This is a genomic window from Microbispora hainanensis (assembly GCF_006874475.1).
GTDB classification, from domain to species: Bacteria; Actinomycetota; Actinomycetes; order Streptosporangiales; family Streptosporangiaceae; genus Microbispora; species Microbispora hainanensis.
On the sequence record NZ_VIRM01000020.1, the window covers coordinates 19759 to 37902 of the forward strand.

The 18144-nt window shown below is 72.6% G+C and carries 19 protein-coding genes and 1 pseudogene; 9 read left to right on the forward strand and 11 right to left on the reverse strand.

Going from position 1 to position 18144, the window contains the following annotated elements; translation table 11 throughout:
• Positions 1–283: 283 nt before the first annotated feature.
• The 8 genes from FLX08_RS17815 to FLX08_RS43405 all read right to left on the reverse strand — a co-directional run bounded on the left by FLX08_RS17815 (position 284) and on the right by FLX08_RS43405 (position 7107).
• Positions 284–2515, reverse strand: a complete 2232-nt coding sequence (locus FLX08_RS17815) for a DUF222 domain-containing protein (protein ID WP_167530471.1) — start codon at positions 2513–2515, stop codon at positions 284–286.
• 1025 nt (positions 2516–3540) lie between these two features.
• Positions 3541–3873 carry a YnfA family protein gene (locus tag FLX08_RS17820; protein WP_142619999.1) on the reverse strand — a complete coding sequence of 111 codons (333 nt, stop codon included), beginning with the start codon at positions 3871–3873 and terminating at the stop codon, positions 3541–3543.
• Positions 3874–3991: 118 nt separating this feature from the next.
• Positions 3992–4294 carry a hypothetical protein gene (locus tag FLX08_RS17825; RefSeq protein ID WP_142620000.1) on the reverse strand — a complete coding sequence of 101 codons (303 nt, stop codon included), beginning with the start codon at positions 4292–4294 and terminating at the stop codon, positions 3992–3994.
• On the reverse strand, positions 4291–4782 hold the full coding sequence (locus FLX08_RS17830; protein WP_142620001.1) for a MerR family transcriptional regulator: 492 nt from the start codon (positions 4780–4782) through the stop codon (positions 4291–4293). Before FLX08_RS17830 ends, FLX08_RS17825 begins: the two co-directional genes overlap by 4 nt.
• A complete protein-coding gene (locus tag FLX08_RS17835; RefSeq protein WP_142620002.1) occupies positions 4779–5168 on the reverse strand; it encodes a hypothetical protein in 390 nt (129 codons plus the stop codon). The genes FLX08_RS17830 and FLX08_RS17835 overlap by 4 nt, the downstream gene beginning before the upstream one ends.
• 381 nt (positions 5169–5549) lie before the next feature.
• Positions 5550–6335 carry a crotonase/enoyl-CoA hydratase family protein gene (locus FLX08_RS17845; RefSeq protein WP_142620003.1) on the reverse strand — a complete coding sequence of 262 codons (786 nt, stop codon included), beginning with the start codon at positions 6333–6335 and terminating at the stop codon, positions 5550–5552.
• A 2-nt stretch (positions 6336–6337) separates the two neighbouring features.
• The gene (locus FLX08_RS17850; protein WP_142620004.1) at positions 6338–6952 is read right to left on the reverse strand and encodes a trimeric intracellular cation channel family protein; all 615 of its coding nucleotides are present in this window, start codon (positions 6950–6952) and stop codon (positions 6338–6340) included.
• A 47-nt stretch (positions 6953–6999) separates the two neighbouring features.
• A complete protein-coding gene (locus tag FLX08_RS43405; RefSeq protein ID WP_425280629.1) occupies positions 7000–7107 on the reverse strand; it encodes a DUF5360 family protein in 108 nt (35 codons plus the stop codon).
• On the opposite strand from FLX08_RS43405, the gene FLX08_RS42950 reads away from it, so the two are divergent.
• Positions 7058–7192 carry a hypothetical protein gene (locus tag FLX08_RS42950; RefSeq protein WP_280117112.1) on the forward strand — a complete coding sequence of 45 codons (135 nt, stop codon included), beginning with the start codon at positions 7058–7060 and terminating at the stop codon, positions 7190–7192. The two genes, FLX08_RS43405 and FLX08_RS42950, sit on opposite strands and share 50 nt — an antisense overlap.
• A gap of 282 nt (positions 7193–7474) precedes the next feature.
• On the opposite strand, the gene FLX08_RS42135 is transcribed toward FLX08_RS42950, so the two are convergent.
• Entirely contained in the window at positions 7475–7699 is a 225-nt protein-coding gene (locus tag FLX08_RS42135; protein WP_244312729.1) for a hypothetical protein, read from the reverse strand.
• A 211-nt stretch (positions 7700–7910) separates the two neighbouring features.
• On the opposite strand from FLX08_RS42135, the pseudogene FLX08_RS42955 reads away from it, so the two are divergent.
• A pseudogene (locus FLX08_RS42955) lies at positions 7911–8018 on the forward strand (hypothetical protein); the annotation flags it as partial.
• A 91-nt stretch (positions 8019–8109) separates the two neighbouring features.
• Positions 8110–8490 (forward strand): PP2C family protein-serine/threonine phosphatase, encoded by a 381-nt coding sequence (locus tag FLX08_RS42140; protein WP_280117113.1) that lies wholly within the window; start codon positions 8110–8112, stop codon positions 8488–8490.
• 5 nt (positions 8491–8495) lie between these two features.
• Here FLX08_RS42140 and gap read toward each other — a convergent pair whose 3' ends face one another.
• Complete coding sequence (gene gap, locus FLX08_RS17860) at positions 8496–9494, reverse strand: type I glyceraldehyde-3-phosphate dehydrogenase (RefSeq protein ID WP_142620005.1); 999 nt, start codon at positions 9492–9494, stop codon at positions 8496–8498.
• A 150-nt stretch (positions 9495–9644) separates the two neighbouring features.
• Positions 9645–10592, reverse strand: coding sequence for a GlxA family transcriptional regulator (locus FLX08_RS17865; protein WP_142620006.1), 948 nt, complete (start codon positions 10590–10592; stop codon positions 9645–9647).
• Positions 10593–10746: 154 nt separating this feature from the next.
• Between FLX08_RS17865 and FLX08_RS17870 the strand changes: the two genes are divergently transcribed.
• Genes FLX08_RS17870 through FLX08_RS17895 form a run of 6 tightly spaced genes read left to right on the forward strand, consistent with a single transcriptional unit; the run spans position 10747 to position 18133 of the window.
• Positions 10747–11844: an LLM class flavin-dependent oxidoreductase gene (locus FLX08_RS17870; RefSeq protein ID WP_244312718.1), complete on the forward strand. Its 1098-nt coding sequence runs from the start codon at positions 10747–10749 to the stop codon at positions 11842–11844.
• A complete protein-coding gene (locus FLX08_RS17875; RefSeq protein WP_142620007.1) occupies positions 11841–13037 on the forward strand; it encodes an LLM class flavin-dependent oxidoreductase in 1197 nt (398 codons plus the stop codon). Before FLX08_RS17870 ends, FLX08_RS17875 begins: the two co-directional genes overlap by 4 nt.
• Positions 13034–14644 (forward strand): ABC transporter substrate-binding protein, encoded by a 1611-nt coding sequence (locus FLX08_RS17880; RefSeq protein ID WP_244312719.1) that lies wholly within the window; start codon positions 13034–13036, stop codon positions 14642–14644. Before FLX08_RS17875 ends, FLX08_RS17880 begins: the two co-directional genes overlap by 4 nt.
• The gene (locus FLX08_RS17885; RefSeq protein WP_142620009.1) at positions 14641–15630 is read left to right on the forward strand and encodes an ABC transporter permease; all 990 of its coding nucleotides are present in this window, start codon (positions 14641–14643) and stop codon (positions 15628–15630) included. Before FLX08_RS17880 ends, FLX08_RS17885 begins: the two co-directional genes overlap by 4 nt.
• On the forward strand, positions 15630–16493 hold the full coding sequence (locus FLX08_RS17890; RefSeq protein ID WP_142620010.1) for an ABC transporter permease: 864 nt from the start codon (positions 15630–15632) through the stop codon (positions 16491–16493). Before FLX08_RS17885 ends, FLX08_RS17890 begins: the two co-directional genes overlap by 1 nt.
• Complete coding sequence (locus FLX08_RS17895; protein ID WP_142620011.1) at positions 16490–18133, forward strand: dipeptide ABC transporter ATP-binding protein; 1644 nt, start codon at positions 16490–16492, stop codon at positions 18131–18133. The genes FLX08_RS17890 and FLX08_RS17895 overlap by 4 nt, the downstream gene beginning before the upstream one ends.
• Positions 18134–18144 lie beyond the last annotated feature (11 nt).

Here is an 18144-nt window from a genome sequence, read left to right on the forward strand (position 1 = left end):
CGCGGGACAGATCGTGGACCCCGGTCACTGCGCCAGAAGGAAACTCCGGTCCTCGCGAAGCCCGCTCCGCTGGGCCTTCGCTGCGGTCCTCGCTCCCTTCCGCTCCGCTCCCTCGATCCCGCCGGAGCACCGTGAAGCACTGCAGCGCACCGTGAAGCGCTGTGAGCACTGTGGAGCCCAGCGGATCGCGCGCGGGCGACCCTCGCGTCGGTCCTCGTGTGGGCCCTTGGCCCTGGTGGTCATTCCCGCAGCCGCCCGGGCCTGTCCGCGCGTCGCGCCTCCCTCACTCGTGTAGTCGTCGGGCTCTTCCGAGGCGGTGGTAGGTGAAGGCCCAGCGGTCTTTGCCTTCTTTGCGGCGGGTGTAGCGCTCGGGGTGCTGGTAGCGGTCGCGGTTGTGGAACTGGCAGGCCGGGCCGAGCAGTTTCAGGTCGGTGAGGCCGCCGGTGCTCCAGTTGTCGGCGTGGTCGATCTGGCACATGGTCGCGGGCAGGGGGCAGCCGTCGATCCAGCAGGTGGCGTAGCGGGCGTAGATGGCCCGTCGTTGGGCGGGGGTGGCCAGGCGGACCTTGCGGCCCATATCGAGGACCTGTCCGTCGGCGTTCATGACGATCCGCACCAACGTGCTGGTGCGGGCGAGGCGGTGCACGCTGGAGACGGGCAGCACCTGCCCGGTCGCCAGCAGCAACCCCGGCACCATCCCCAGCGACGCCCCCAACGACGCCCCCAACGACGCCCCCAGCGACCCACCCAGTGCCGTCCCCAGCAATCCCGGTATGCCCTGGCCATGCCGGCCGTCCCCCGCAGGCCGAGACCCGGCGTGGGTGTGAGGTGCGGAGGCGTCCTCGGGAGGAGGATCCGGCCGGGTCGCCTCCGAAGGCGCTGCCTGTGATGGCGGTGCGTCCGAACCTGTCGCGTCCGAACCTGTCGCGTCCGAACCTGTCGCGTCCGAACCTGTCGCGCCCGAAGCCGTCGCGCCCCAAGGCGCTGTGTGCGAAGGCGCTGTGTCCGAATGCCTGCCACCGTCGGCAGGCCATGCTGACGCGCCCCGCCGGATGTGGGTTGCTCCAGAGCGGGCCGCGCCGCGATCGCAGCCATCGCCCTCTACGGCCGCGGTCTCGTCGCCCTCGGCAGAGGCAGTGCTCGCAGTCTCATCGCCCTCGGTGGAGGCGGCGTTCGCGGTGTGGTCGCCCTCGACAGAGGCGGTGCTTGCGGTGTCGCGCGGCTTGCACTCGCCGGGCCGCTGCTCGCCGGCCCTGCGCTCACCGGCCCTGCGCTCACCGGCCCTGCGCTCACCGGCCCTGCGCTCACCGGCCCTGCGCTCACCGACTCCGCAGTCGCGAGACTCCTCATCGGCAAGTCCGGCCGCGGCGTCGACGGAACCACGGGCAGGGGCGAGGTCGGTGGCGGGGGCGGTGGCGGGGGCCGCCTCGGCCGCGTCCACACCACTGACGTCGGCCTCTGGGATATCGCAGGCATCGGCGCAGGGGTCGGCGGCGGCTTCCTCGCTCGCGCCGTCGGCGCTCCCCGCACCGGCACCTGCCTTGGCCTCGGCAATGTCGCGCCCGTCCGCGACCTCGGGGGCGTCGATGCCGCCCGCAGCACCGGGGTCGCCCATCGTGCCGGAGACGGTGTCGTCAGCCTGGCTCGGGTCGTCGGCGCTTCCGGCACAGCCGGGGGCGTAGTCGCGGGTGTCGTCGGCTTCGGCGGGAGCGGGATCGGCGGGGTCGTCGGCGGGGTCGTCGGCGGGGTCGTCGGCGGGGTCTTCGTCCGGGTCTTCGGTGGCCGGGTCAGCGACGGGGTCGGTGGGGAGGGATTCGGCGCTGACCACGACGAGGAGTTCGGTGACGATCTGCTGCTCCAGCGCGGCGATGAGGGCGTCCGCTTGGCGCTCCGTCAGCGTGCGGTCATCACCGTCGGCCTTCTTCTTGGCGTACTCCTGCAACAGGGTCATCAGGCGGGCGCCGGGTTCACGGGGAATGTAGAACTCCCCTTCCACGCCGCCGCCCTTACCGGGCCGGACCCGCAGGAACCGCCGCCCGTAATCGGCCTGCTCATCGCGCTCTTCGCCGTCGGGGTCGAGCACCGCCCGTAGATGGCGGCCGGCTTTGGCCACCTCCGCCGCACCGGCTTTGCCCGCCAGCTCCACCAGGATCGGCTCCGCCAGTGAGGCCTGCTCATCGGTCAGCCCGGCGACAGCGGCGCAGATGGCCTCCACCACCCCCGCCGCCAACTCACCCACGGCGAACTTCTCCCGCACCTGAGGGAGGCGCGGCAGCTCAGCCCCCAACGTGAGCAGGCGGCCCGCACCCCCCACCGTCATCCCGGCGGCGGTACGCAACCACGACCTGGTGGAGGCATGCCCATGCTGCTTGGCCTGACCTGCACGATGGACCCGGCCCACCCGGTCGGCCAGGGCGCACGTGATCCGATCCCGGGCGAACAGCAACTCCTCCGCCTCAGCCAGACAAGTGTCCACATCGTCGGGAAGCGGCGCCAGCGCCAGCTCTTGCGCCACCTCACGAACACACCCCACCACCACCCACGACGACCGCACACGGCCGCGACCACGACCACCCACACCGGAAGCACCCGCACCAGCGCCACCCGCGCCAGCAGCGTCGGCACCATCAGCATCCCTACGGGCGGCATTCGGGTCAGAAGCACCAGCACCCTCGGCATCCCCACGCGCGGCATCCCCACGCGCGGCATCCCCACGCGCGGCATCCCCACGCGCGGCATCCCCACGCGCGGCATCCGCGCCAGCGCCGTCTGCACCAGAGGCAGTCCCACGGGCGGTATCCGCGCTGTCGGCCTCTGCGCCGTCGGCAAGCCTGCCAGCGGTGTCCGCGCCCGGGCCGGCTGTGCTCCCACTATCGGGCGCACCGTTGCTCGCGGATGTGCTCCCGCTCTGGCTCGCATGCTGCGGCGGCTCGAAGCCGATGATCGGGAAGGGCTCGCGGGCGGACGAGCCGTCGGACGACCACAAGGGGGAATTGGCGATCAGACGGTCCCACCACTCACCGTCGCCATCGTTCGAATGACGAAGGCGCTCGGGATCGATGTCGAACAGATCCATCACACCTCCATCCAGCGATTCGAAAACTTGTATCAATTTTCTCGTCTCTCCGAGGACGATGCAAGATCAACTAAGAATCTCTTGGGATCACAGATGAGGGCTGCGAGGGCCCTGGCGATGTGGGTCTTGGCGGTCAGCAGGCAGATGACCAGGCGCTCGGTGACCTCCCGCGCGTGGGAGGTGCCGGCCGTGGTGAAGTACGCCGCTGCAATACCAGCCGCCGCAATACCAGGAGCAACCTCCGTTGATCGGCTGCTTTGCGCTGAGGGCTGTGACAGTCTCGCCCCTGGATGTAGCGGGTGCGGCCCTCGTTCTCGCCGCGATTTCGCTGTGACCACCCGCAATCAGGGGCTTGGGGTACGCGGGCGGACTACGTAAACGGGATTCCGGCGGCGGGCGCCGAGCCGCCCTCGGCCGTCGCGTCGACACGGTGTGAACAGCACGACCAGGTCGGCGGTGCCTGGTCAGCCGCGTGGTGCGTACATGATGACCAGTACACCGGCGAGGCAGACGAGCGCGCCGATGACGTCCCAGCGGTCGGGCCGGAACCCGTCGACGAGCATGCCCCACGCCAGGGAGCCGGCGACGAAGACGCCGCCGTAGGCCGCGAGGATCCGGCCGAAGTTCGCGTCCGGCTGGAACGTGGCGACCAGGCCGTACAGGCCCAGCGCGATCACGCCACCGCCGACCCACAGCAGGCCACGATGCTCGCGTACGCCTTGCCAGACCAGCCATGCTCCGCCGATCTCGGCGAGGGCGGCCAGGACGAAGAGCAGCAGGGAGCGGACGACCGTCATGGCCGGTAGTACAGCGCATGGCAACGGACGACGCGCCGCCGGGGCAGCCTGCGCGCCACAGATCGGGCCATAGACCGGGCCATAGACCGGGCCACAGATCAGGTCGCGGTTCGGGCGCTCAGCATCCGCAACCGCTCCCGCCGCACCCGCAGGGGGAGCTCGCGCGAGAGGCGCGTCGGCGGTGCAGCCACCAAAAGCTCGCCGCGGCGGCGATCAGCACTCCGGCCACGGCCGGCAGCGTCTGTTCTGCCAGCGCGGCACCGGCGCCGGTGAGCAGTCCGGCGCCGATCAGCACCGGCAGGGCGCAGCAGGCCGCGCACGTGAGCACCGCCAGAGTGGCGGCGACCTTGCTTCGCAGGGGCGGACCGTCACCGCCCGGCAGGCGGCGGACGGGGCTCCGACGCTCGGGGTGGGTGCTCACGACGGTCGGACCTCCTCGGGAGCGCGGCCGGGAGCGCGCCCGGTGGTGCGGCCAGTGGTGAGGTCGGTGGCCAGGTCGGCGTACGGCAGCGGGCAGTCGGGACAGGTGCAGTTCGTCAGGCTGTCGCAGCCCGCGGTGACCACCTGGGTGAGCGCGGTGCGGATGGTGGTGAGGTCGGCGATGCGCGCGTCCACCTCGGCGATCTTGGCCTGGGCGCGGGCGCGCAGGTCGGGGGTGGGGTGACCGCGCCGGCCGGTGTCGATCAGTTCGGCGACCTCGTCCAGGGTGAAGCCGAGCCGCTGGGCGGCCTTGATAACGGTCAGCAGGGTGACGGTCTCCGGCGGGTAGGCGCGGTGCCCGCCGGGGCTGCGCGCCGGTTCGGCGATCAGCCCGCGGCGCTCGTAGTAACGCAATGTCTGCAGGTTGACGCCGGCCTGCCTGGCCACTTGCCCGCTGCGCAGGTAGGGGCCGTCGAGATCCTGACTCACGCCGAGCCTCGCGATGCGGCAGATCCCTGTACGGCAGGCGGGGGTGCGGCCGACGCGGCGGCGCGGGCCTGGAGCGCGTCCAGCACCTCGGCGTGCGCCGGGGGCACCGCCACCTCCAGCGTCAGGCCGCCGTCGGCGATGGTCAGGGTGAAGGCGAAGAAGGAGCAGCAGCCGGTCTCCCGCGCGGTCAGCTCGGCCGCCCGGGCCGCGTGCTCCGGGCTGAAGGCCAGCTCCAGCCGCAGCACCTCACGCCCGGGGCGTCGCACCGCCTGGACCGCCTCGGCGAACAAGGCGTCGAACTCGGCCACCCGCAGTGGCCGCTCGGCAGTCGGCAGGGTGCACGCTGAGGGAGCCCATCCCCATTCGGGGGCGATGTCCTGGGTCATGCCTCCGACGGTAAGCCTGTACCTGGGTATCGGTTGCAAGCCCTTGCTGAGCGGGCGACCGCGCGTACGCGGGATGGCGTCGGATCAGCGGGAGTCGTCCTGGGCGGGGGAGCAGCACGGGTCACCGCACCGGCCGGACGAGGGGGACGGCGCGCGGGCGGGACCGGCGCAGCAGGCGTCCCCACGCCAGGCTTCGCGGCCTTCCTGGGCGTGGAGTGCTCGGCCTCGCCGGAGCCGAGGAGGGCGCGTACGGCGTCGACGGCGACATAGGCGGCCAGCCCGAAGAACGCTTCTCCCGCGCCTGGTGGCCGGCTGCGGAGAACTGCCAGGCCACCACGGTGGCGGAGGCGACCTCGACGACGGAGTCCAGGCCCTTTCACGTCACGACGCGCCGGGTTCGGGGACGCCGTGACGGCCTGCGCCGGCGGCGAAGCGGGCCGCGCCGGCCACGCCCTCGCGCTCCACGATCGGGACGCCCGCCGTCCCTTCGGCGCGCAACGCCTCGGCCAGGGGCAGGTCGAGGGCGGCGTACGTGGAGGCCCGGTCGGCCAGGACGCATGCGAAGGGGAACGCCGCGATCTGCCCGGCCAGCTCACGGGCCGCCTCGACCGCCCGGCCCGGCTCGACGACCCGGTTGGCCAGCCCGATCGCGAGGGCTTCCTCGGCGTGCACCGGGCGGCCGGTGAGGATCATGTCGAGGGCGCGTCCGAGACCGACGATCCGCGGCAGCCGGACCGTGCCGCCGTCGATGAGCGGCACCCCCCAGCGGCGGCAGAACACCCCCAGCACCGCGTCGGACTCGACAACGCGCAGGTCGGCCAGCAGCGCCAGCTCCAGACCGCCCGCGACGGCGTATCCGCTGATCGCGGCGATCAGCGGTTTGCTCAGGTGCGTCCGGGTCGGCCCCATCGGGCCGCCGCCGCCTCCCTCGGGGTCGAGCTCGTTGCGCCGCTCGGGGTCCCCGACCGCGGTCAGGTCGGCGCCCGCGCAGAAGGTGCCGCCGCTGCCGGCCAGGATCGCCACCCGCCGGTCCTCGTCGGCCTCGAACTCCTCGAACGCCGCCCGCAGTTCCCCGGCCATGGCCCGGTCGACGGCGTTGCGCCGGTCGGGCCGGTCCATCCAGATCGTGGTGATCGGCCCCTCGACCTCCACCCGTACGTCACCCATCGCTACTCCCTCCCGCCGAGGCCCCAGGCCAGGGGCGCACGCCAGCGATACCGCATGGCGAGGATGCGGAACGCGAAGGCGACCACCGCCGAGGACAGGATGGCGGTGAACCCCCGCACGTCCAGCGCGTAGAGCACGGCCATCATCGTCGAGCCGAGCATGGCCGGCACCGCGTAGAGCTCCCGGTCGTAGAGCAGGGTCGGCTTCTCTCCGGACAGGACATCCCTGATGACGCCGCCGCCGACCGCCGTGCAGACCCCGAGGAACACGGCGTGCATCGGCGCGAGGCCGTAGTGCAACGCCTTGGACGTCCCGACCGCGCAGAACAGCCCGAGGCCCGCCGCGTCGAAGACCAGCACCCCGGGCATCGCCCGTTCGAGCTGGCGATGCCAGAAGAACGCGATGACGGCGGCCGCGATCGGCACGAGGAGATAGGCCGTGTCGCGCAGCGCGGCGGGCTGCACACCGATGAACAGGTCGCGCACGATGCCGCCGCCGACGGCCGTGAAGAACGCGAGCACCGCGATGCCGACCGCATCGAACCGCTTGCGTACGCCCTCCAGCGCGCCGGACAGGGCGAATACGAAGATTCCGGCGAGGTCGAGCACGGGGGTCACAGCCGCTCAGTCTCCCATAAAACGGGTAAAACCCCACGTCACGATGTTCAGCACTGACGAATGGGGCGCCTCGTCAAGCGGACGATCGCGGGAACGGGGAAGAGCATGAGACAGAGGTTCGGTATCCACCAGGCGAGCGAGAAGTCTCCCCGCAGCGTCCAGAGCGCGATCGCCATGGGCCCTGAGGCCATGGTCAGCACCAGCGAGACCGGTCATGCGTACGTGAAGCGGGCGGGGTAGCGTCGGGAACATGCCGCAGGACGGGCAGCGGGGGCGGTAGGTGAACGAGTGCCCTGACACCGGGCGCATCTGGGGCGGTCTGGTGCGCGATCACCACCTGACGCCCCTGGACGACCTGGCGTCGTTCGTCATCGAGCATGTCAGGCCGCTCGGCTTCACCGAGGTCATGATCTACGTGGCCAGCCTGCGGCCGCTGTATCTCGTGCCGCTGCCGGGGCAGAGCGACGCGTACGGCGAGCCGCTGAACCGCCTCGCCATCGACACGACCCTGGCGGGGCGCGCCTACCGCAACCTGGAGATCGTCCAGGTGCGCCCCGCCGCCGACCCGTACGTCGCCGAAGCCGCGGAACCGCTCGGCAGCGAGGGGCCGCGGCGGCTGTGGGTGCCGATGCTGAACGGCGCGGAACGGGTCGGGGTGCTCAGCGTGACCGTGCCCGTGGTCGACGCGGCCACCGAGCGGATCGCGACCGAGCTGGGCGGGCTCGTCGCGCTGCTGGTGGTGAGCAAGCGGACCTACAGCGACACCTTCGCGCGGCTGATGCGCACCGAGGAGATGCACCTGTCGGCCGAGATGCTGTGGACGCTGCTGCCCATGAGGAGCTTCGCGACCGGCACGGTGGCGGTGAGCGCGGCGCTGGAGCCGGCCTACCGCGTCGGCGGGGACGCCTTCGACTACGCCCTCGACGGCGCCACCCTCCACCTCGGGATCTTCGACGCGATGGGGCACGACACCTCCGCCGGGCTGACCGCGGCCATCGCCCTGAGCGCCTACCGCAACAACCGCCGCAGGCGCCGGGCCGGGCTGCTCGAAGTCAGCGACGCGATCGACGAGGCGATCGCCTGGGAGTTCGGCGCCGCACGTTTCGCCACCGCGGTGCTGGCCGACCCTGGATCTCCGCACCGGATGGCTGACCTGGGTGAACCGGGGGCACCCGCCGCCGCTCGTCCTGCGGCGGGGGCGGGTGGCCTGCGTGCTGGAGACCCCGCCGGACACGCCGATGGGCCTGCGCCTGGGCCCGACCGCCGTGCTCGCGCGCCGCCGGCTGGAGCCCGGCGACCGGCTGCTGTTCTACACCGACGGCATCGTCGAGGCGCAGACCCCGGACGGGGAGCGGTTCGGGCTGGAGCGCTTCGCCGACTTCGTCATCCGGCGCGAGTTCGACGGCGTCTCCGCCCCGGAGTCGCTGCGCCGCCTGATCCAGTCGATCCTCGTCTACCAGCGCGGCCGGTTGCAGGACGACGCCACGGTGCTGCTGGTCGAGTGGCGCACCGGGCGGGAGCATCACCGCACGACGTGAGCCGCTCAGGCGCGGGCGAGCAGCTCCAGCGTGTCGACGACCCGGTTGGAGAAGCCCCACTCGTTGTCGTACCAGGCCACGACCTTGACGTGCCTGCCCTCGATGCGGGTGAGTGCGGCGTCGAAGATCGCCGACGCCGGCTGTCCGGTGATGTCGCTGGAGACCAGCGGCTCGTCCGCGTAGTCGAGGATGCCCTTGAGCCTGCCGCCGGCGGCGGCGCGGTAGGCCGCGAGCACCTCGTCGCGGGTGACCTCCCGCGCGACGGCGGTGTTCAGCTCCACGATCGAGCCCACCGGGACCGGCACGCGGATCGAGTCGCCCGACAGCTTGCCGTCGAGGTTCGGCAGCACCAGGCCGATGGCCTTGGCGGCCCCCGTGGTGGTGGGCACGATGTTCACGCCGGCCGCGCGGGCGCGGCGCAGGTCGCGGTGCGGGCCGTCCTGGAGGTTCTGCTCCTGGGTGTAGGCGTGCACCGTGGTCATGAAGCCGTGCTCGATGCCGGCCAGGTCGTCCAGCACCGACGCCAGCGGAGCCAGCGCGTTCGTGGTGCACGAGGCGTTCGAGACGACCACATGCCGGGCGGGGTCGTACGCCTCGGTGTTCACGCCGTAGGCGAGCGTGACGTCGGCGCCCTCGGCGGGGGCGCTCACCAGCACGCGCCGGGCGCCCGCGTCGATGTGCGCGCGGGCCGCGTCCGCCTTGGTGAAGCGGCCGGTGGACTCCAGCACGATGTCCACGCCGAACTCCGACCAGGGCAGCTTGGAGGGCTCGCGTTCGGCGAGCACCGCGATGCGGCGGCCGCCGACCACGAGCGCGGCGCCGTCCACCTCGACGGAGTGGCCGAGCCGGCCGAGCGCGCTGTCGTACTTCAGCAGGTGCGCGAGGGTCTCGGGGGCGGTGAGGTCGTTGACGGCGACCACTTCGAGGTCGCTGTCACGTTCGAGCAGGGCGCGGAGGGTGTTGCGTCCGATGCGGCCGAATCCGTTGACGGCGATGCGAGTCATGGGCGTTCCTTTCGTTCCGCGCTCCATGATCGGTAGCCGGATGCCGAGCCGACAGTGGCTCGAAAGACAGCACGCGCAAGGATCCAGCCAAGAGTTTCGCCATCGCCCGCAAGGATCTCGCCAGGGATCTCGCCACCTGCCGTCAGGGCGTCAGGCGGAGAAGGTGTGGCGATACTCGGTGGGGGAGGTGCCGAGGATGCGCTGGAAGTGCAGGCGCAGGTTGGCGCCGGTGCCGAGCCCGACCCGGTCGGCGATCTGCTCCACGCCCAGGTCGGTGCGTTCGAGCAGCTCGCGCGCCAGGTCCACGCGTGCCCTGAGCACCCACTGCATCGGCGTGTAGCCGGTGTCCTCCACGAACCGCCGGGAGAAGGTGCGCGGCGACACTCGCGCGTGACGGGCGAGGGTCTCCAGGGTCAGCCGTTCCGACAGGTGCGCCAGGGCCCACTCGCGCGTGTTCGCGAACAGGTCGCCGAGCGGCTCGGGGACGCTGCGGGGCACGTACTGCGCCTGGCCGCCGCTGCGGTAGGGCGCGGCCACCAGCCGTCTCGCGACGTGGTTGGACAGCCCGACGCCGTGGTCGCGCCGCACCAGGTGGAGGCACAGGTCGATGCCGGACGCCGCGCCCGCCGACGTCAGCACGTCGCCCTCGTCCACGAACAGCACGTTCTCGTCCACTCGTACGAGCGGATGCCTGGCGGCGAGGGCCTTCGTGTAGTGCCAGTGGGTCGTCGCCCGCTTGCCGTCGAGCAGGCCCGTCGCCGCCAGGGCGAACGCCCCTGTCGAGATGGCCGCGAGCCGGGTGCCGCGTTCGCGGGCGGCCATGAGCGCGCCGACGACCGCGGCCGGCGGTTCCGTGGTCGCGGGCTCCCGGTAGCCGGGGATGAATATGGTGTCGGCCTCCTCGAAGGCGTCGAGGCCCTCGGCCACGTGATAGGAGAGGCCGTCGCCGCCGGTCACCAGCCCGGGCGCGGCGCCGCACACCCGCACCTCGTACGGCATGCTCGGCCGGTTGGAGAACACCTGCGCCGGGATGCCGACGTCGAGCGGTTTCGCGCCCTCCAGCACGAGCACGGCGATGCGATGGTTGCTCAGGCTCATCGGCCTCCTCCGGCTCTCCCGCGATCCGGCGGGCGTCGCCCCGCGCACCGTGACCGCCATGACCACTACCGCAAGCATCCTGCCACCGCCCATGTCAACCGTTGACAAAGCATGCTTTTCCTACATAGTTAGTAGGTAAAGCCCCCTGGGAGGTATGCGACTCGTGAAATTCCTCGCCATCACCCTCATCGCGCACGGGCCCGACCCGCTGACCGGCGAGACCGAATCCACCACCGAACGGTTCCGCGACGTCGTGGACAGCGCCCTGCTCGCCGAGGAGCTGGGCTTCGACGGCTTCGGGGTGGGAGAGCGGCACGAGCGGCCCTTCATCTCCTCGTCGCCGCCGGTCGTGCTCAGCCACATCGCCGCCCTGACCTCCCGCATCCGGCTGTTCACCGCGGTCACCACGCTCAGCCTGCTCGACCCCGTGCGGGCGTACGAGGACTACGCGACGCTCGACCACCTGTCGGGCGGCCGGCTGGAACTGATGATCGGCAAGGGGAACGGGTCGGCCCAGGCGCGGCTCTTCCACGTCACGCCCGAGGACCAGTGGGACCGCAACCGGGAGGCGTACGAACTGTTCCGCAGGCTCTGGCGGGAGGACAGGGTCACCTGGGAGGGCCGGTTCCGGCCGTCCCTCACGGACGCGGAGACCTGGCCGCGCCCCCTGCAGCGGCCCATCCGGGTCTGGCACGGCAGCGCCACCAGCAAGGACTCGGTCGACCTGGCCGCCCGCTATGGCGACCCGCTGTTCTCGGCGAACGTCACCAACCCCATCGAGCCGTACGCCGAGCTGGTCGACCACTACCGCGAACGGTGGGCGCACTACGGGCACGACCCGGCCGACGCGCTGGTGGGCGCGGGCAGCGCCGGCTTCTACACGGCGCGCACCTCGCAGGAGGCGATCGCCACCTATCGCCCGATCTACGACGCCCGGGTCGCGTTGTTCCGCAAGGCGGGCGTGGAGCCGGTCTTCCACTCGCTGGAAGACGCCATCGAGCGCGGCTCGATCCTCGTGGGCAGCCCCCAGCAGATCATCGACAAGGTCCTGCGCTATCACGCGCGGCTCGGCCACGAGGTCGTGCACATCAGCGCGGACGGCGACGGCCTGACCCGCGCGCAGCACCGGGAGGCGCTTGAGCTGTTCCAGAGCGACATCGCTCCCGTGTTGCGCAAGGAGATCCCGAGCCGGCCGTTCCCCCAGAACACCCCCCTCACGAGCACCCTCACGAGCACCGGAGCACCGGCATGAGCCTCCCCCAGCAGACAGCACAGGAGAGCACGGCGCGGCCGGTTCCCCTGTCGATCCTCGACCTGGCCCCGATCCCGTCCGGCAGCGGCGCGGGAGACGCGTTGCGCAACAGCATCGACCTCGCCCGGCACGCCGAGCGGCTCGGGTATCTCCGCTACTGGGTGGCCGAGCACCACTTCGCGGCCGGCGTCGCGAGCTCGGCCCCGGCGGTGCTCATCGGCCTCATCGCGGCCGCGACGAACCACATCAGGGTGGGCTCGGGCGCGGTGCAGCTCGGCCACCAGACGCCGATCGCGGTGGTCGAACAGTTCGGTCTCGTCGACGCGCTCCATCCCGGCCGCATCGACCTCGGGCTGGGCCGTTCCGGGCAGCGCAGGGCCGAGGTCGTGGCGGAGGCCGCCCAGGCCCCTGAAGCCTCAGCGGCCTCAGCGCCGCGTGAGCCGCGCGTGGTGGACGGGCTGCTGATCCCGCCCGCGTTCTCCTTCGCCGAGCTGGCCCGCCTGCCGCAGCTCGCCGTCCAGGCCGCGCTGCTGCAGCAGCCGGGCGCACGGACCCCCGACTTCGCCGAGCAGGTCGACGAGGTCGTCGCCTTCCTGGAGGGCACCTACCGGTCGTCCGACGGGATCGCGGTGCACGCCGTGCCGGGTGAGGGCGCCGAGGTGGAGCTGTGGATCCTCGGCAGCAGCGGCGGGCAGAGCGCGAAGGTGGCGGGGGAGCGGGGGCTTCCGTTCGCCGCCAACTACCACGTCAGCCCGGCGTCCGTGCTGGAGGCCGTGGAGGCCTACCGGGGGGCGTTCACCCCGTCCAAGGTGCTGTCCGAGCCGTACGTCGTCGTCTCGGCGGACGTGGTCGTGGCCGAGGACGACACGACGGCCAGGCAACTGGCCAGACCGTACGGCCTGTGGGTGCGCGCCATCCGCACGGGCCAGGGGGCGATTCCCTATCCGACGCCCGAGGAGGCGGACGCGCACGTCTGGAGCGAGGCCGACAGGGCACTCGTGGCCGACCGGGTGGACACCCAGTTCGCGGGCTCGCCGGAGACGGTCGTGGAACGGCTGCGCGTGCTCCAGCGGGTCACGGGCGCCGACGAGCTGCTGGTCACCACGATCACGCACGGGCACGCCGACCGGGTGCGCTCCTACGAACTGCTCGCGGAGGCATGGCAGACCGGCACGGCAGGAGGAGCACGGTGAAGGCCATCAGGGGCGCGCTGCCCTTCATCCTCGTCGCGGCCCTGGCCGCGTGCGGCTCGCAGACACCGGCCGCGCAGACCGGCGGCACCGCTCTGACGTGGGCGGTCGAGACGGAGCCCATCACGTTCAACCCCCACCAGTGGGGGCAGAACAAGGCCAGGCTGCTGGTGTTCAACCAGTTCGACGCGCTGGTCGCGCGCGGGGAGGACGGGTCGTTCGTTCCCTGGCTCGCCCGGTCGTGGAAGGTCTCGGACGACGGCCGCACCTACACCCTGGAGCTGCGCGACGACGTCACCTTCCAGGACGGCACGAAGTTCGACGCGGCGGCGGTCAAGGCGAATTTCGACAAGCTGCGCGAGCCCGGCTACAACCCGACGGTCGCCGCCATCCAGCTGCACGCCTTCGACAAGGCCGAGGTGGTCTCGCCGACCACCCTGAAGATCACACTGAAGGAGCCGGACGGGCTGTTCCTCGACTTCCTCTCCTCGCCGCTCGCCGGGCAGGTGTCCCCGAAGTCCCTCAAGGAGGCCGAGGACCTCAAGGCCGGCGGGCCGGACGTGGTCGGGACCGGCCCGTTCGTCCTCGACCGCTATGTGCGGGGCCAGGAGGTCCACTACACGCGCAACCCCCGCTACAACTGGCCGCCGCAGGGCAGCGCCCACCAGGGACCGGCGTACCTGTCGGAGGTCACCTACCGCTTCCTGCCACAGGCGGCCGTCCGCATCGGCGCGCTCACCTCCGGACAGGTCCAGGTCGTCGAGGGCGTCCCGGCCACCGACATCCAGACGGTCAAGAGCGATCCCTCGCTGTCCTTCCAGTCGGCGCTCAACTCCGGCACGGCGTTCTCCTACTACTTCAACACCTCCCACCCGCCCTTCGACGACAGGCGCGTGCGGCAGGCGTTCCGGGAGGCCGTCGACCTCGACACCGTGCTGGCGTCCGTCTACCAGGGCACCGCCAAGCGGGCCTGGAGCGTCGTCGCCGACACCAGCCCCTTCTACGACCCGTCCCTGGAGAAGACGTACGGCGGGGACGCCGCCAAGGCGAACGCGCTGCTCGACGCGGCGGGCTGGACCCAGCGCGACGCCGAGGGCTACCGCACCAAGGACGGCAAGCGGCTGACGGTCCGCTCGGTGGCCGCGGCGCCGTACGTCCGCGACCGCAGGGACATCCTGGCCCAGGCGATCCAGGCCCGGCTCAAGCAGACGGCGGGCATCGACTTCCAGGTGAGGATCGTGGACCAGGGCACGGCGCAGAAGGCGTACGAGGACGACGCGTTCGAGGTCTTCGAGAACTCGCGCGGCGACTCCGACGCCGGGGCCGCGCTCAACCTCATCCTGCCGAAGGGCGGGGCCATCAACCGCACCCACTTCGCGGACGCCGCCCTCGACACGTGGCTCGCCGGCGCGACGGCGAGCTCCGACACCGCCGAGCGGAAGGCCCTGTACGCCAAGGTCCAGCACAAGGTGGTGGCCGACGAGGCGATCGTCTTCCCCATCTACGTGCCCTCCGACCAGATCGCGGCGAGCAGGAACGTGCAGGGCCTCGGCTTCGACCCCGTCTCCGGCACGCCGCGCGGCGTCTACGACGTGCGGATCGCCGCATGACGGCGGCGCTGCCGGCCCGGCGGCCCCCGGCGGGGCGGGGGCTTGCGGGCCTGCGGGTGCCCGCCTGGCTGGGCACGCCGGTGCGCAGGCTCGTCACGGCGGTGGCCGTGCTGTGGGCGGCCGCCACCACCGCGTACGCGGCCCTGCTGCTGGCGCCCGGGGACACCGTCGACATCCTCGTGGGCGACGGCGCCGACACGCCGGAGATCCGCGCGCAGATCGTCGCCGAGTGGGGCCTGGACCGGCCCGAGGCCGTGCGCTATCTGAGCTATCTCGGCCGGCTGCTGCACGGCGACCTCGGCCGTTCCTACCAGTTGCAACGCGACGTCGGCGAGATCCTGGCCGGGCAGGTGGGCCCGACGGTGCGGCTGACCCTGGCGGCCGCCGCGGTCGGCGTGGTGCTGGCGGTCGCCGTGGCGGTGGCGACGGCGGGCAGGTCGGTGTGGCCGCGCCGGATCGTCTCCGCCGCCGAGCTGGTGGCGGTGTCGGTGCCGCAGTTCGTGATCGGCATCGTGCTGCTGTTCGTGTTCTCGTTCTCGCTCGGCTGGTTTCCCGTCTCGGGCGCGGCCGATCCGCAGGCGCTCGTCCTTCCCGCGCTGGCGCTCGGCCTGCCCGTCGCCGGCGTGCTCGGACAGGTGCTCAGGGAGGGCCTGGAACGCGCGCTTGAGCAGCCGTTCGCGGTGACGGCGCGCTCGCGCGGCCTCAGTGAGCGTGCCGTGGTGGCCCGGCACGCGCTGCGGCACGCGCTGCTGCCCGCCGTCACCCTCGCCGGCTGGTTCACCGGTGTCCTGCTCGGCGGGGCCGTCATCACCGAGGCGCTCTTCGGCCGCCCGGGGCTCGGCCGGGTGACCATGCAGGCCGTCACCGGCAAGGACATGCCGGTCGTGATGGCCGTCGTCATCCTGTCGGCGGCGGTGTACGTGACGATCAGCGCCCTGCTCGACCTCGCCTATCGGCTCATCGACCCCCGGCTCAGGAGCGCGTGATGGCCGTCGCCGCCCCCGTCGCCCGATCCGCCGCCCGATCCGCCGCACGGGCCGGCGCCCGCGTGCGCCCCGGCCTCGTCCTCGCGTTGCTCGTCCTGGCCGTCCTGGTCGTGGCCGTGGCGGCCCCGGGCCTGATCACCCGGGTCGACCCGCTGGCGGCCGACCCGCTGCGGGCGCTGGCCCCGCCCGGCGCGGGCCATCCGCTCGGCACCGACCACCTCGGCCGGGACGTGTTCGCCCGCGTCGTGTACGGCGCCCGCCACTCGCTCGGCATCGGGGCCCTCGCCACCGCGCTCGCGGTGGGCGCGGGCTCGCTGCTCGGCCTGGCCGCCGGGCTGGCGGCCCGCCTCGCCGGTGAGGCGCTGGCCCGCCTGTTCGACGTGCTGTCGACCTTCCCCGAGCTGCTGCTCGCGCTCCTCGTGATCGCGATCACCGGCCCCGGCACCTGGAACGTCGTCGTCGCGATCGGGATCGCCCAGATCCCCACGTACGCGCGGGTCGTCCGGGCGCAGACGTTCGTCGTGCGCCGCTCCGGATACGTCGAGCAGGCCGTGACCTTCGGTCACTCGCGGGCCCGGGTCGTCGCCCGGCACGTGCTGCCCAACGTCGTCGGACCCGTCCCCGTGCTGGCGACGATCGGGCTCGGCCAGGCCGTCATCGCGACATCCGGCCTCAGCTTCCTCGGCATGGGACCCCAGCCGCCCGCCCCGGAGTGGGGCACCATGCTGGCCGAGTCGCGGGACTACCTGCGGGTCGCCTCGTGGGTGGCCTTCTCCCCGGGGGTGGCCCTCACCCTGTCGGTCGTGTGCCTGACGGTCGCCGGACGGCATCTTCAGCGGCGTTTCGAGGGAAGGACACCATGACAGAGCTCGCGGTCACCCGCGCCCATCCCGCCGCCGCCGGCGCCGCGCCGCTCGTCGCGGTGGAGGACCTGCGCGTCTCGTTTCCCGCCTCCGGCGTCGAGGCCGTACGCGGGCTGTCACTGTCGATCGCGCCGGGGGAGTGCGTCGCCCTGGTCGGCGAGTCGGGGTCGGGCAAGAGCGTGACCGCCCGCTCGCTCATCGGCCTGGCGGGCCCGGGCGCGACGGTGCGGGCGTCCGCCTTCCGCGTCGGCGGCGGAGACGCGCTCACCTTCGGCCCGCGCGAGTGGCGCCGGGTGCGCGGCCGGTTCGCCGGGCTGGTCCTCCAGGACGCCCTGGTCTCGCTCGACCCGCTGCGCACCGTGGGGGCCGAGATCACCGAGGTGCTGGCCGAGCATGACGTGGTGCCCCGCCCGGCCCGGCCGGAGCGCGTACGCGCGCTGCTGGCGGCTGTGGGCGTCCCGGATCCCGACGCGCGCGCGGGGCAGCACCCGCACCAGCTCTCCGGCGGGCTGCGGCAACGGGCCCTGATCGCCTCCGCCATCGCCGCCGAGCCCGAGCTGATCATCGCGGACGAGCCCACGACCGCCCTCGACGTGACCGTGCAGGCGCAGATCCTGCGGCTGCTCGCGGAGCGGAAGGCGGCCGGGACGGCGCTGCTGATGATCAGCCACGACCTCGCCGTGGTGGCCGCCATCGCCGACCGCGTCCTGGTCATGAAGGACGGCTTGGTGGTCGAGGAGGGCCCGGCACGGGAGGTGCTGACGACTCCGCGGCACGACTACACGCGGGAGCTCCTCGCCGCCGTGCCCTCCATGTCCGCCGGATCCCGCCGCCCGACCGGCACCCTGTCCCCCACCCCGGCCCCGCGCGATCCCGTGCTCGCCGTCACGGGGGTGTCGGTCGCGTACGGCTCGCGCAGGGCCGTGGACGGGGTCTCCTTCCGGCTGCACGCGGGTGAGACGCTCGGCGTCGTCGGCGAGTCGGGGTCGGGCAAGACGACCCTCGCACGGCTGGCCCTCGGCCTGCTCGCGCCCGACGCGGGAGAGGTGAGCCTGCGGGGAGGCCCGTGGAGCGCCCTGCCCGAGCGGCGGCGGCGCCCCCTCCGCCCCGCGATCCAGGTGATCGCGCAGAACCCGCTCGACTCCTTCGACCCGCGTCACACGGTGGGCCGCCTGGTAGCCGACCCGCTCTCCGCGCTGCCGCGGCGGCAGCGCCGGGAGCGCGCGATCGAACTGCTGGGCCGCGTCGGGCTGCCGCCCGAGCTGCTCGGCCGGCGTCCGCGCGAGCTGTCCGGCGGACAGCGGCAGCGCGTGGCCATCGCCCGCGCGCTCGCGTCCCGGCCCGAGGTGCTGATCTGCGACGAGCCCGTCTCCGCGCTCGACGTGTCCGTCCAGGCCCAGGTGCTCGACCTGCTGGCCGAGATCCAGGCCGAGGACGGGACGGCGCTGCTGTTCATCTCCCACGACCTGGGCGTCGTCCGCCACCTGAGCGACCGCGTCCTGGTGATGAAGGACGGCCGTGTTGTGGAGGAGGGCGACGTGGACGAGGTCTTCCGTCACCCCCGGCATCCGTACACCCGGGAGTTGCTGGCGGCCGTGCCCCGGCTCCCCTGCTCCCCGGATGAGCGGGTGACCGGATAACGATGCTGTGC